Annotated in this window: 16 protein-coding genes; 15 read left to right on the top strand and 1 reads right to left on the bottom strand. The window is 69.1% G+C overall.

The window, feature by feature from the left end; translation table 11 throughout:
• The first annotated feature begins 1 nt into the window (after position 1).
• From MET2598_RS0118555 to MET2598_RS0118505, 11 genes are all read left to right on the top strand, one after another.
• Positions 2 to 256, top strand: coding sequence for a phage head-tail joining protein (locus tag MET2598_RS0118555; protein WP_018261897.1), 255 nt, complete (start codon positions 2 to 4; stop codon positions 254 to 256).
• A gap of 2 nt (positions 257 to 258) precedes the next feature.
• The gene (locus MET2598_RS0118550) at positions 259 to 1,875 is read left to right on the top strand and encodes a phage portal protein (RefSeq protein ID WP_236728755.1); all 1,617 of its coding nucleotides are present in this window, start codon (positions 259 to 261) and stop codon (positions 1,873 to 1,875) included.
• Positions 1,872 to 2,774, top strand: coding sequence for a S49 family peptidase (locus tag MET2598_RS0118545; RefSeq protein ID WP_018261895.1), 903 nt, complete (start codon positions 1,872 to 1,874; stop codon positions 2,772 to 2,774). Before MET2598_RS0118550 ends, MET2598_RS0118545 begins: the two co-directional genes overlap by 4 nt.
• A gap of 123 nt (positions 2,775 to 2,897) precedes the next feature.
• Entirely contained in the window at positions 2,898 to 3,428 is a 531-nt protein-coding gene (locus tag MET2598_RS0118540; protein WP_018261894.1) for a hypothetical protein, read from the top strand.
• A gap of 1 nt (position 3,429) precedes the next feature.
• The gene (locus MET2598_RS0118535; protein WP_018261893.1) at positions 3,430 to 3,810 is read left to right on the top strand and encodes a head decoration protein; all 381 of its coding nucleotides are present in this window, start codon (positions 3,430 to 3,432) and stop codon (positions 3,808 to 3,810) included.
• A gap of 6 nt (positions 3,811 to 3,816) precedes the next feature.
• On the top strand, positions 3,817 to 4,872 hold the full coding sequence (locus MET2598_RS0118530; protein ID WP_018261892.1) for a major capsid protein: 1,056 nt from the start codon (positions 3,817 to 3,819) through the stop codon (positions 4,870 to 4,872).
• 88 nt (positions 4,873 to 4,960) lie between these two features.
• Positions 4,961 to 5,254: a hypothetical protein gene (locus MET2598_RS0118525; protein WP_018261891.1), complete on the top strand. Its 294-nt coding sequence runs from the start codon at positions 4,961 to 4,963 to the stop codon at positions 5,252 to 5,254.
• On the top strand, positions 5,251 to 5,607 hold the full coding sequence (locus MET2598_RS0118520; RefSeq protein ID WP_018261890.1) for a head-tail joining protein: 357 nt from the start codon (positions 5,251 to 5,253) through the stop codon (positions 5,605 to 5,607). Before MET2598_RS0118525 ends, MET2598_RS0118520 begins: the two co-directional genes overlap by 4 nt.
• Positions 5,604 to 6,269 (top strand): DUF6441 family protein, encoded by a 666-nt coding sequence (locus MET2598_RS0118515; RefSeq protein ID WP_018261889.1) that lies wholly within the window; start codon positions 5,604 to 5,606, stop codon positions 6,267 to 6,269. The genes MET2598_RS0118520 and MET2598_RS0118515 overlap by 4 nt, the downstream gene beginning before the upstream one ends.
• A gap of 157 nt (positions 6,270 to 6,426) precedes the next feature.
• Positions 6,427 to 6,861: a hypothetical protein gene (locus MET2598_RS0118510; protein ID WP_026190806.1), complete on the top strand. Its 435-nt coding sequence runs from the start codon at positions 6,427 to 6,429 to the stop codon at positions 6,859 to 6,861.
• 20 nt (positions 6,862 to 6,881) lie between these two features.
• Entirely contained in the window at positions 6,882 to 7,823 is a 942-nt protein-coding gene (locus tag MET2598_RS0118505) for a phage tail tube protein (protein WP_026190805.1), read from the top strand.
• 68 nt (positions 7,824 to 7,891) lie between these two features.
• Here MET2598_RS0118505 and MET2598_RS41320 read toward each other — a convergent pair whose 3' ends face one another.
• Positions 7,892 to 8,293: a hypothetical protein gene (locus MET2598_RS41320; RefSeq protein WP_157182203.1), complete on the bottom strand. Its 402-nt coding sequence runs from the start codon at positions 8,291 to 8,293 to the stop codon at positions 7,892 to 7,894.
• On the opposite strand from MET2598_RS41320, the gene MET2598_RS0118500 reads away from it, so the two are divergent.
• From MET2598_RS0118500 to MET2598_RS0118485, 4 genes are all read left to right on the top strand, one after another.
• Positions 8,286 to 8,702 carry a hypothetical protein gene (locus MET2598_RS0118500; protein WP_018261886.1) on the top strand — a complete coding sequence of 139 codons (417 nt, stop codon included), beginning with the start codon at positions 8,286 to 8,288 and terminating at the stop codon, positions 8,700 to 8,702. The two genes, MET2598_RS41320 and MET2598_RS0118500, sit on opposite strands and share 8 nt — an antisense overlap.
• 65 nt (positions 8,703 to 8,767) lie before the next feature.
• On the top strand, positions 8,768 to 8,950 hold the full coding sequence (locus MET2598_RS0118495; protein WP_026190804.1) for a DUF7697 family protein: 183 nt from the start codon (positions 8,768 to 8,770) through the stop codon (positions 8,948 to 8,950).
• The gene (locus MET2598_RS0118490; RefSeq protein ID WP_018261884.1) at positions 8,940 to 12,899 is read left to right on the top strand and encodes a phage tail length tape measure family protein; all 3,960 of its coding nucleotides are present in this window, start codon (positions 8,940 to 8,942) and stop codon (positions 12,897 to 12,899) included. Before MET2598_RS0118495 ends, MET2598_RS0118490 begins: the two co-directional genes overlap by 11 nt.
• Complete coding sequence (locus MET2598_RS0118485; RefSeq protein WP_018261883.1) at positions 12,899 to 13,279, top strand: hypothetical protein; 381 nt, start codon at positions 12,899 to 12,901, stop codon at positions 13,277 to 13,279. The genes MET2598_RS0118490 and MET2598_RS0118485 overlap by 1 nt, the downstream gene beginning before the upstream one ends.
• The last annotated feature ends 1 nt before the right edge of the window (position 13,280 follow it).

Below are 13,280 nucleotides of genomic sequence, written 5' to 3'. Positions count from 1 at the left end.
GATGGCCGACACGCCCGAACAGAAGCTCGCCGCGATGCGGGTCCAGCTCGCGAAGCTGGATCGCGCCATGGCGAGCGGCGTCCTCACGGTCGAGCAGGCCGACAATGCCGGACGCACCACCTACCGGAGCTACGCCGAGATGCGGCTGGCCCGGGCGGACCTCGTGCGTCGAATCAACGACTTCGCCGGGGCGCTCTACGGCGGCGCTCCGCGGCGCACCCGGCAGGTGGTGATGACGGGCCGCAGCGGGTGGTGAGCGTGGCGCAGGCGCAGCCGGTCCGGTTCAGGATCAAGGGCACCAACCAGTACGTCACGCCGGTCGCCCTGGATCTCGACGGCGGGCCGGCCAGCGACGTGCCTGAGGCGCCCGCCTACGACGTTGCAGGCGGCCGCGGGCGGCGCTCGCGGTCCTGGCGCGTCGGCAGCTACGGCCCGAACAGCGCCATCACCTACGCGCTCGACGAGCTGCGCCGGAAGAGCCGCGACCAGGGCCGCCGCAACCCGTACGCGGGCGCCGCGGTCGACCGGCTGGTCAGCAACATCGTCGGCACCGGCATCGTGCCGCGCTCCATGGCGGCGCGCCCGACGGACGGCCTGGGCGCCGAGGAAGCGAAGCGGGTCAAGGACGAGGACGCGGCCTTCCGGGCCCGTACCCAGGCCCTGTGGCTGGAGTGGACGGACGTGGCCGACAGCATCGGCGCGCACGACTTCTATGGCCTCCAGGCCATCGCCGTGCGCGGCATGGTGGAGGGTGGCGAGACCTTCACGCGCCTGCGCACCCGGCTTCCCTCGGACGGCCTGCCGGTGCCGCTGCAGCTGCAGGTGCTGGAGGGCGACCACTGCCCGCACCTCAGGACCGATCTGACCGGCAACATCCGGCAGGGCATCCGCTACAACCCTATCGGGCGCCGGCAGAGCTACTTCCTGTACCGGGAGCACCCGGGCGATGGCGCGACCTTGTCGGCCGGACTGGACCTCGCCGAGGTGCCGGCGACGGACGTCTGCCACCTCTACAGGGCGATGCGCCCCGGGCAAGACCGCGGGGAGCCGTGGCTCGCCCGGGCGCTGCGCACCCTCTACGACCTCGACGGCTACCTCGACGCCGAGCTGGTGCGGAAGAAGAACGCCGCGCGCCTCGTCGGCTTCATCAAGCGCGTCGTGGAGGAGGGCGACGGCCCGCTCGGCTCCGGGCCGGGCGGCTCCGGCCCGCTCGGCACCGACGGCCCGGACGACGAGGGCGCGGCGACGCTGGAGTTCGAGCCGGGCACCCTTCAGGTGCTCGCGGACGGCGAGGACATCGAGTTCTCCAACCCCAAGGACGTCGGCCCGAACTTCGAGATGTTCGTGCGGGAGGCCAAGCGGAGCGTCGCCGCGGCATGCGGCCTGCTCTACGAGATCCTGAGCGGGGACTACAGCACCCTGAACGACCGGACGCTCCGCGCCGCGCTCAACGACTTCCGCCGGGCCGTCGAGGGCTGGCAGCACCACCAGGTCGTGTTCCAGTTCTGTCGGCCGGTGTGGGTTCGCTGGATGGATCTGGCGGTGCTCTCGGGCGCGCTGAAGATCCCGCAGGGCATGCCGCGCTCGGTCGCCTACTCGGCGAAGTGGATCCCGCAGGCGTGGCCCTACATCCACCCGGTGCAGGACGTCCAGGGCAAGTCCATGGAGGTTCAGGCCGGGTTCTCCAGCCGGTCGCAGAAGGTCGCGGAGGCCGGTTACGACTCCGAGACGATCGACGGCGAGAACAAGGCCGACAACGAGCGGGCCGATTCGCTCAACCTCGCCTACACCAGCGACGGCCGGCGCGCCGTGAAGCCCGCGCCCGGCGATGCCGCGGCGGATGACCCGCCCTCCCCACCGGAAGTTCAGCCATGACGAGCGCCCTGCACGCTCTCACCGCCGAGCCGTGGGCGATCCGCCCGGACTACCTGCACTTCATGGCGAGCCTCGCGAGCCTGGATCGCCCTGGGCGCGCCGAGCGCCGCGCCGCCGAGGGCGAGGACTGGTTCCGGCTGGACCTGCAGGCGGCGGCCGGTCCGACCGCCCAGCGCCTGGAGGGCGCGCGCTACGCCATGCTCACCCGCGAGGGGGTGGCGATCATCCCCGTCATCGGCCCCATCTTTCCCCGGGCCAATATGATGACCGAGATGTCCGGCACCGGCACCTCGGCGTCGATGCTCGCCCGTGACCTGGCGCTCGCCCGCGACAGCGCCGACGTCGGCGCCGTCATGCTGCTCGTGGATTCGCCCGGCGGCTCACCCACCGGCATCAACGCCCTCGCGGACCAGCTCTACGCGATGCGCGGGCGCAAGCGCGTGGTGGCGCACGTGAGCGGCTCGGCCGCCTCGGCCGCCTACTGGATCGCGTCCTCGGCCGGCGAGGTGGTCACCGAGAAGACGGGCATGCTCGGCTCCATCGGCGTGGTGGCGGCCATCTCGAAGCAGGTCGAGCCCGACGCGACCGGCAGTCTGTCCATCGAGATCGTCTCGTCGAACGCCCCGAACAAGCGCCCCGACCCGCAGACCGAGGACGGTGCCGGCCAGGTCCGGACGCTCCTCGACGCGATCGAGATGCAGTTCATCGCCGACGTGGCCCGCGGTCGTAAGACGACGCCCGCGCGAGTGCGCAGCGACTTCGGTTCGGGCGGCATGAAGGTGGGTGCGGACGCCGTCGCGGCCGGCATGGCCGACCGCGTTCAGACCTACGACACCGCCCTCAGAGACTTGTCCCGGACCGCGGCCAACGAGCGGGCCGCCCGGGCCGCGCGGCGGTAGCCGCCACACCCGATCCCGGCACTGCCGGGGATCACGGCGCTTCGGCGCATCGCACCCAGGAGAGAATGAATGCCTCGCGACCTCGCGAGCCTTCGACGCGATCGCGCGAGGGCATCCGACCGCATGACCGAACTGACCGCCGCGGCCCGCGGCCGGTCGATGACCGACGATGAGCAGCGCGATTTCGACGCCGCGGCCTCCCAGGTGGTCGACCTGGACCGGCAGATCTCCGCGGCCGAGAGCGATCTGGAGCGGACCGCCTCCACCTCCATCAGCCGCGCCGACGCGTCGGAGATCGCCAAGCTCTGCGCCGAAGGCGGCGTGCCGACCATGGCCGCCGCTCTGCTCACCGAGGGCGTCACCGTCGCACAGGCGCGCGAGCGCGTCGGCGCGGCCGGCCAGATCCGCGACCTCGTCGCGCTCGCGCGCCGCAAGGATCCGAGCCTGCCGGAGGACCTCGCCGCCACCATGGTGACCGAGGGCAAGACCGTGGAGCAGGCGCGAGCCGCGCTCTTCGACAAGCTCGTGGCCGCCGAGGAGAAGACCGCAATCCGCTCGCACCCGCCGGCCCTTGAGGGGAACGCCGGCGTCACCGCCTCCGCCAGCAGCATGGAGCGCGAGCTGCGCCGGGCTGGCCTGAAGAAGGACGCCTGACATGCCGCTGCTTGAAACCGCTCCCGTCGCCTCGGACTGGCTGAAGGCCGAGGACGGCTCCTACCGTAGCCGCGACACCGCCGTCATCGCTTCCGGCTCGGGCAAGCTCGCCTCCGGCACGGTGCTGGCGAAGCTCACCGCCTCCGGCAAGTACGTGCCGGCCGCCGCCTCCGGCAGCGATGGCTCGCAGACTGCCGTCGCGGTGCTGCTCTTCCCGGTCGACGCGACCAGCGCCGACGCGAAGGCGGTCGTCCTTTCCCGCGACGCCGTCGTGAGCCATGCCGGGCTCATCTACGGCTCCACCATCAACGATGCCACCAAGCGCGCAGCGGCCGACGGCCAGCTCGGTGCGGCGGGCATCATCGTTCGCCAGGGGGCCTGATCCGCGATGCCCGAGATCCTCGATATCTTCAACCAGGACGCTTTCAGCGCCGCTGCGCTGACTGGCGCCATTACGTTGGTCCCGAACAGCTACGGCCGCATCAACGCGCTCGGGCTGTTCACCGCCGAGCCGATCGCGACCACTTCGGTGATCGTCGTCATTGAGGACGGCGTGCTCAACCTGCTGCCGACCCGCCCCCGCGGCGCGCCGGCTTCCCTCGGCACCCGCGGCAAGCAGCGCCCGAAGTCCTTCCCGGTGCCGCACATCCCACACGAGGACAGCGTGCTGGCGACGGACGTCCAGAATATGCTGGCGCTCTCCCCCGCGGGGGGGGGCGGCCTGGAGACCGTGCTCGGCTTCGTGAGCCGCAAGCTGATCACGATGCGCCGCAAGCATGCGATCACCCTCGAGAACCTCCGTATGGGGGCGCTCAAGGGCGTGATCACCGACTACGACGGTTCGACCATTCTCGACCTCTTCGCCACCTTCGGGGTCACCCAGAAAGTGGTGGACTTCGCGCTCGGCACCACCTCCACCGATGTGCTCGGCAAGTGCATGGAAGTGGCCGGCTACATGGAGGACAATCTTTCCGGCGAGACGATGACGGGCGTGCACGCGCTTTGTTCTCCGGAGTGGTTTGCGGCCTTCATCAAGCACGCCAACGTCAAAGAAGCCTACAAGTACTACCAGTCAGGGCCGCAGATCCTGCGCGAGGACGTGCGAAAGGGTTTTACGTTCGGTGGTATCACTTTCGAAGAATACCGCGGAGCTGCCTCTTACCTCCAGGAGGACGGCACTCGCACTGCGCCGCAGCGATTCATCCCGGCCGGCGACGTGCGGTTTTTCCCGCTCGGTACCGCCGACACCTTCGTGAACTACTGGGCACCGCCCGACTTCTGGTCGCTTGTCAATCAAGCACCGGCGATCGGCGACGCTGAGGTTTTTGTGGCGCCGCTCGAGCCGAAGAAGTTCGGCAAGGGCATGGATATCCATACGGAGTCCAACCCGCTCCCGCTCGTGAAGCGTCCCCAGCTCCTCGTGCGCGGCACGACCTCGAACTGATCGGGGCTGCCCGCCGGCGCTCCGCCGGCTGGCTCAATCCAGCAGCCTGGCGCCCCGCGGCGAGGCGTCGAACCGAGGGAGAGTACAAATGCGCGTGCGCGAGAAGGGCAAGGACGAGATCGTGCATATGGGCTGGGACGAGGCGCAGGTCGCGCTCCAGGCTGGTACGCACGAGGTCGCCGAGGGCTCGGAATTCGAAGTCGAGCCTGAAAGCGGGCGAGGTGACCAATCCGAAGATCAGGGTGGCCATCCGCCGTCCGATGACGGCCTCGACGCCAAGACGAAGCCCGAGCTGGAGGCACTCGCGACCGAGCGCGGCGTCGACATCTCGGCCGCCAAGACGAAGGCCGACCTGCTCGCCGCGCTGCGCGCTCCCCGATGAACGCCTTCGACCTCGGCGTCGACTCCATGTTCGATGACCCGAACATGGGCGAGGACGCGTTCTGGCGCGCGGGCGGCGCCGAGACCGGACTGCCCGTCCGCATCATGCGGTTGTCGCCCGAGGCCATCGTCGGCACGGGCGACAACCGCTTCGACCTCAACGCCATGCTGATCTCGGTACGGCTGTCCGAGGTGCCCGAGCCGGCCCATCACGACCTGGTCGACATCCTCGACGATGACGGCGAGATCGCGCAGACGGTCGTGGTCACGGGCTTCGCGCGGATCGACGTGCGGCGGCTGGTGCGGACCTGCGAAGTGTCGCCCCTGGCGCCCGACGACGAGGACGCGCCGTGAGGTTCTCCGCGTCGGCCCCGGACGTCCGCAAGGCCCTCTCCGGCAGCGAGGTGCAGATCGCCCGCTCGGTCACCGCCGGCATGCGGCAGGTGGCGGACGGGCTGAAGGAGGACCTTCGCGACGACGTGCGCAAGGCCGGCTTCGGCCAGCGGCTCGCCAACACGTGGCGCGGCCGGACCTTCCCAACCTCGGGCGAGAGCGTCGACGCGGCGGCCTACGTCAGCAGCAACGCGCCCAAGCTCATCGACGCCTTCGACCGGGGCGTCACCATCTCGGCGAAGGGCGGCAAGTACCTCGCGATCCCCACGGCCGACGCGGGGGTGCGGCAGGTCTCCGCCCGCCGCGCCAAGGGCTCCACCGGCAGCGGCCTGACCCCGGCCGCGTGGGAGCGGGAGACGGGCGTGAAGCTGCGCTTCGTTCCGACCCGTACCGGCGGCGTGCTGGTGGCCGACGCCTACTACCGGCGCCAGGCCGCGCGCTTCCAGCGCCGGAAGTCGTTCAAGGCGATCCGCGAGGCGGGGCCGGCCTCTGACCGCTCCTTCGTGGTGATTTTCGTCCTCGTGCGGCAGGCGAAGCTGCGCAAGCGGCTCGACATCGACGCCGTCGCCCATGCCTGGGCCGAGAAGGTGCCCGGCGCGATCGCCGCGAACTGGCAGGCCTGAGCGCCGCGCGAGTCCTCCGCGCCATGATTTGGCTCGGCATTATCTACCTCATCTGCTTCGCGGTCGTGCTCGTATTATGCAGGCGGGCGCCGGAACTGCCCTGGCGCGACTGACTGTTCCGCACCTCAGCACGCTCAAAGTCTGAAAGTGATCTCGCATGCCGAGCACGCGTGAGCGCGTTATTCAGGGAGTGGTCGACCTGCTGAAGGCGGCCCTGCCGCAGGCCGCGCACTACCGGAACGAGGTTAAGCAGCAGGCCATCCCGGCCGGTGGCTTCGTGAACGTGGATGACGGCGACCCGGGTGACCCCGAGGTTACGCTCAATCCGACCACCTACATCTACGAGCACGAGATCCCGGTCGAGGTCGCGGTGAACAAGTCTCGCACCGCCACCGCCGAGGCGCGGCTGGACACCATGCTGCAGGCGATCGGCGCCGCCGTTGCGGCCGACCGGACCCTGGGCGGGCGGTGCGACTACCTGATGGTGTCGGCCGCCGCCACCGAGCCGCTGACCGCGGAGGGCGCCCCCGTCTCCCGGTCCGCCCTGATCGGCATCACGGCCGTCTACGGCACCACCGACCCCCTGAATTAATCACCTCACAGGAGAGAACCATGGCGCGTGCGCGTGGAGCCAACGCCATCATGGCGGCTGCCTTCGAGACCACCTACGGCACGCCGCCCGGCAGCGGCTATCGCAAGCTACCGTTCGTCTCGTCGAATCTCGGCGAGGAGCAGGGTCTGCTGGCGAGCGATCTGCTCGGCTACGGTCGTGAGCCCCTGCCGCCGGCAAAGGACGTCATCAACAACGACGGCGACGTGGTCGTGCCGGTCGATCTGCGTAATTTCGGCAATTGGCTGAAGCTCCTCATGGGTCAACCGACCTCCAGTGTCGGCGCCGGCGGCACCACGCACGAGTTCGTGTCGGGTGCGGTCACGCTGCCGTCGATGACGGTGGAGGTGGGCCTGCCGGAGGTACCGAGCTACGGCCAGAACTTCGGGGTTCGCGGCAACACCATGCGGGTGCAGATGCAGCGCTCCGGGCTGCTCACCGCGACCCTGGGCCTGATCGCGCAGGGGGAGAACAAGCTGGGCGCGTCGGCTGCCGGCACTCTCGCCGAGGCGACCATCGAGCGATTCAGCCCGTTCCAGGGCGCGATCACGCGCGGGGGCGTGGCGCTCGGGTCAGTCGTCTCGGCCGACTTCACCTACTCGAACAACCTGGAGAAGGTGGAGGTCATCCGCGGGGACGGTCGGATCGAGGATTCCGACCCCGGCATGGTCGCGATGACCGGCAGCCTCGCCGTCCGCTTCGCCAACACCACTCTGCTCGACCAGGCCACGGCCGGCACGCCGGTCGAGCTCACGTTCGGGTGGGTGACGGACGCCGCGCGCTCGCTGGTGTTCACCGCGCACTCCGTCTTCCTGCCCAAGGCCAAGACGCCCGTAACCGGGCCGAGTGGTGTGCAGGCCACCTTCAATTGGCAGGCCGCCAAGGACCCGACCGTGGGTCGCACGGTCACCGCCACTCTCGTCAACAACGTGCCGAATTATTGACGACGTCGATACCCGGGCGGAGCGCGACCCGCTCCGCCCGGGCTGATGGGAAGGTGCTGAAGTCGGCCCTATGGCAAGTTGTCACCGATTACATCATCTATGCCGAGTTTGCGCAGTCTCGTACGCTGCTCCGGGCACCATAATGCTGCTCCTTTCTGTTTAACTTCCTGCTGGAATTTCAGCATCGCTCCGGTCAGCGCTGAGCTAAAGTTTTCCCTTCCAAATCTTTCGATGCCGTCCGCAGCAATTTGCCCGCCAAGTTCGCGTGCTCTCGCCTTGTCCACAAAATAAAACGGAGAACAAAATGCTGCAATTGACCCGAACCTGCCTGAAGCAAGGGCAGTTCTATAGAGTCTGCCTTCTGGCGCTCCCAATGCTATATTTGGATAAATAAGTGCTAGGAAAACTGCATAAACAGTGCGTGAATTGCACTGTTTTCCGAGCGCTGAATGGAGAGATTTGGTGATCAAGCTTGCCCCCATTTCGGAATCCTACTGGTTAGACCTACTGCCAGGTGTGCGTGTTCGGGTGAAGCCGGCCTCGGTGGCGATGATGCTCGCCGCCCGCGAGGCGGTCGGCAAGGTCGTTCGCGGTGACGATCAGGAGGACCTGGAACTTCGCACCAACATCGCGCTCGTGGGCGAGCTTGCCCGGCGCGCGATCGTCGAGTGGGAGGGGGTCGGGGACGCCGACGGGGTGCCGATCGCGGTGACGTTGGAGAACGTCGATCTCCTGATGGGCGAATGGGTCGCCTTCGACCGATTCGACACCCTCTACGTCACTCCGGCGTTGACGAGGGGCGCGGAAAAAAACGGATCGTCGAACTCGCCTCCTGGCACTTCGGCGGAGGCGACGAGTACTGCGACGCCTGCGGCGTAGACTGCCCCGAGTGCCCCTACACTCTGCATGCGCCCGAGACCGATGAGGGCGTGGTGGCCTGGGCGGTGATTCAGCGCTGCGGCGGCCAGGTGCGCGTCGGCTGGGGCGGCGCCTACGCCCTGGATTTCGGGGCCGTCCTGCTGATGGCCGAGGCGATGGGCGGCGCCTCCCCCCTTCTGGCCGACGTGCTGCCCAGGATCGAGCCCATCATCATCCAAGCTTGCCGGAAGGACGACGATGCCGAGTAGCGTCGCGATCCGCCTCGCCGTCGAGGGCGGGGCCGAGGTCAAGCGCGTCTTCGACGATGCCGGGCGCGCGGGCCAGCAGGCCTTCCAGGGCGTGTCCGCGGCGGCCGATGTTGCCGGCGCCTCCGTCGACCGCCAGACCGCGCGCTATCAGCGCCTGGCCGAAGCCGCCCGGCAGGCCGAAGCGCAGTCCCGCGCGCAGGCGAACGTCAACGCGCTGCTCGGTGTCGGAACCGGCTCGGGGGCCTCGGCCCGGGATAGCGCGTCCGTGTTCGAGTTGCAGGCCCGCGCGGCCGAGGAGGCGACGCGCCGAGCCGAGGCGCTGTCGCGTGAAGTGGCGACGCTGCAGAGCCGCTTCGACCCGATGGCGGCCGCAGGCGCCCGGTATTCGGCCGCGTTGGCGGATATTGCCCGGGCGGAGGACGTCGGCGCCATCTCGGCCGCGCGGGCGGCGGCCGCGCGCCTAGCCGCGGTGCGCTCGTTCGAGGACAGCACCCAGCGCCTGGAGCGCGCCGGTCTCGCCCAGAAGGCCAGCGCCCAAGCGTTGGTCAACGGCCAGCTGATCGTGCCAAACCGAGGCGCGGACGTTGCCGCCTACGGCGAAGGACTCGATCGGCTCCGGGCGAAGTACTCGCCCCTGTTCGCCGCGCAGCGCGAATACCTCGGGCAGCTCGCTGAGATCCGGCAGGCGGTGCGGAACGGTGCCCTGACCCAGGCAGAGGGCGCCCGGGCGGTTCAGAGCACCAAGGATATTTTCGCTCGACAGGTCACTGATCTGCGGGCCAAGGGCGCCGGCCGGCTGACCGGCAGCCAGGCGCAGAACCTGCTCTATCAGGGTACCGACATCATCGCCTCTGCCGCGAGCGGTATGAGCCCGATGACCATCCTGCTGCAGCAGGGCGGCCAGATCGCGCAGACCTTCGCCGGCCCGGGTGGCGCGAGCGTCAAGGGCGCCATCACGCAGGCGACCGAGGCCGCGACGGGCTTCGCGGCCCGCATCGGCGTGGTCGGCGGGGTGATCGGCGTCTCGACGGTGGCGCTGTTCGCCGGCGCCGCCGCCCTGCTGTCCTATCAGGCCCGCCTGAGGGAGGTGGACCGGCTGCTCTCCGGTGTCGGCCGGGCCTCGGGCGCGAGCGCCCAGCAGGTGAATGCCGCGGCCGTCGCGATCGCGGCCTCCGGCGACGTTTCGGCGCGCGAGGCGCGCACGATCGCGGCGACCTTCGCCTCCACGGGACGGATCGGCGCTGACCTGTTCGTTCAGCTCGGGCGCTCCGCCAAGGACTTCGCGGCCACAACGGGACAGGAGGTCCCGGACGCCACGAAGGAGCTGGCGCAGGCCTTCGCGGACCCGGCCAAGGGCGCGCAGACGCTCAACGATCGGCTCGGCTTCCTGAATGCCAGCACCGAGCGGACCATCAGGAACCTCCAGGAGCAGGGTGACCGGACCGGCGCGCAGCGGGTGCTGTTCGAGGCTTACGCGGCCAGTCTGTCCCGCGCCGCGGATCTGACCACCGCCCTGGGCGACAAGACCAGCGCCTTCGGGCGCATCTTCTCCAACGTCTTCGATTGGCTGGGAGAGCGCGTCTCGGACGCCTTCGGCGGGGCGACCGTCGACCGGCAGCTGGAACTGCTCGAGGAGCGCCTGCGGGCCATCGCCGCCGCTCGCAGCGGCGTCTACGGCTACCTTCCGGGCAGCGGGTCCGCCTTCGCCAGCGAGGCGCAGGATGTCCAGGCCCGGATCAACCAGCTTCGTCAGCAGCAGGCTACCCAGGACCAGCAGCGCCAGCGCGCGCAGGCGGCGCAGAACAACCGCGACGTCATGGGACTGGTTGACCAGCTCAATCCGGCGGCCAGGGAGGTGGATCAGCTGCGCAACCGCGTGGAGCTGCTGCGCAAGGCGATCTCGGACCGGGTCACGTTCGGGTTCGACCCGCAGCAGATGGGGCAGGTTCAGGCGGCGTTCGAGCGCCTGCAGAACCTCGCCCGATCGGCGCGCGAGGACATCGAGCGGTACGGCAGCACGAGCGCCGCCACGGCACTCAGGGCGGCGCAGAATGCGAATCAGAACGTCGGCCTCAATCCGGTCAACCGAGCACTTACCGAGCGGCAGCAGCAGCTTGAGCGCGACTTGCGCGACAAGAATTTGAACAATCTCACGAGCCGAGAGGAGATCAACCGTCAGATCAACGAGCGCGCGGGCAACGACAACCTGGACGCGCAGGACCGGGCCTCACTTGAGCGAGAGCGCGCGGCGAGGCTCGCGAACATCGCTGAGCGCGAGGCCCTGATCGAAACATCTCGGATCGACACGGACCGGATCAGGAAGGATGCCGAGGAGGTCGCCAAGCGGTCCGGCTCCGCGACGACGCAGCTGTTCGCGCAGGCCATGATCGGCGCGGAGAGCGGAGGGAGCCTCACCGTCAAAAATCCGGTGTCCTCCGCGACCGGGCTCGGGCAGTTCATCGCGAAGACATGGCTGGAGCTGTTCACGCAGACCTTTCCCGAGCGGGCCTCGGGGATGAACCGGGACCAGATCCTCGCCCAGCGCACCAACCGGGACGACCAGCTGGCGCTGATCGACGTGTACTCTCGGCAGAACGCCCGGAAGCTGGAGACGGCCGGCTTCGAGACCTCACTGCGCAACCAGTACGCCATGTGGGTCGCGGGCCCGACCGGCGGCATGAACCTGCTCAAGGCTGACCCGAGCGCGCCGGTATCGGGCATCCTCGACCCCGAGCAAATCTCGAAAAACCAGCGGCTGTTCGGCGGGGGCAAGAACGCGGGTCAGGCGCTCGATGCGCTCGACGAGGCCATCAACCGGCGGCTGCCGAATTCCCGCGCGACGGAGCGCCAGACCGACATTCTGCGCTCCACGATCACCCTCACCGACCAGGTCGCCGAGGCCGAGGCTCGGCGCCAGAAGATCCAGGACCTCCTCAACGAGGCCGTCGAGCGCGGGAGCGAAGTGGGTCGGCAGTTTACCACCGCCCAGGAACTGGAAGCGGCCAGTGGCGACAAGCTCTCCGACACGGTTCGCACCCAGCGCAAGGTGATCCTCGACCTCGCAGACTCCTACGCCAAGGCGTCCGCCGAGCAGGAAAAATCGAAGCTGTTCAAGGACGCCATGTTCGAGCGGTCCCAGATTGGGCGAACCTCGGACGAGCAGCAGATCGCGTCGCGCCTGCGCGGAACCGGCGAGTCGCTCACCGGCGCCTCCGCCGAGGCGCTTCGCCTGAACCAGACCCTGTCCCAGACCAAGGACATCTCGAAGGAGGCCTTCACGGGCTTCGTGTCCGACATCATGCGCGGCACCTCGGCGCTGGGTGCGCTGCAGAACATGCTGTCGCGGGTGGCAGACAAGCTCCTCAACTCGTTCGCCGACAGGGCGTTCTCCGGGATCCTGAGTGGCTTCACCGGCGGTGGCCTGCCGACGATGGCGCAGGGCGGCATCGGGCCGGATCTGCCGGGCGCGTCCAGCGGCGGCTTCATGGGGGCGATCCGGTCGCTCTTGCCCTTCGATCGCGGTGGCTACACCGGTCCGGGCAATCGCCTGGAGGTGGCCGGCCTCGTTCACCGTGGCGAGGTGGTGTGGTCCCAGGACGACGTTCGCCGGGCCGGCGGCGCGTCCATCGTCGAAGCTCTGCGGATCGGCTCGCGCGGCTACGCCGAAGGGGGCTACGTGCGGGCCCTCGACGACCGCGACCGCGGCTATCTCGTGCCCGCCGCCGTGGCGCGCTCGGCCGGCCGGCAGGCAGGGCAGGGCGGTGTGCCCTCGGTCCAGGTGAACGTGCACAATGCGCCGGCCGACCACACGGCGACCGCGACGGTCACGCAGACCCCGCAGGGTCCGAGCATCGACGTGCAGCTGGAGAAGGTGGTCGGCGGCATGATCGCTGACGGCCGGTTCGACGGTCTCCTGCGCAGGCGCTTCGGCATGAGGGCGACGGGCTGATGGCTGCATCCTGGCCGGCTGGCCTGCCCTACTTCGTTGCTCGACAGGCCTACGGTGTGCAGGCACTCGGGCAGCAGCCCCTCTCGTCGCAGGTGCAGTCCGGCAAGATCCGGATGCGCCCGCAATTCACCCTGCGGATCAGCCGGTTGTCCTACGGTTGGATCCTCACGGCCCCGAACCTCTCCGTCTTTCATGAGTTCGTCGCCGACATGTTGGGTGAGGGAACGGGCGAGTTCACCATCCCACTCTGGATCGAAACCGCGGGAACTTATCAGTCTCGCATGGTGCAGATCGTGGGTGCCTCCAGCGGCATCGCCGAGAAAAAGGTTGGGCTGGAGCGCACCTTGGTCACCTGCCAGTTGGACGTCCGGAACCTCTGAC

The organism is Methylobacterium sp. WSM2598, from assembly GCF_000379105.1.
Lineage (GTDB): Bacteria > Pseudomonadota > Alphaproteobacteria > Rhizobiales > Beijerinckiaceae > Methylobacterium.
This window is presented reverse-complemented; position numbering and strand designations above follow the sequence as displayed.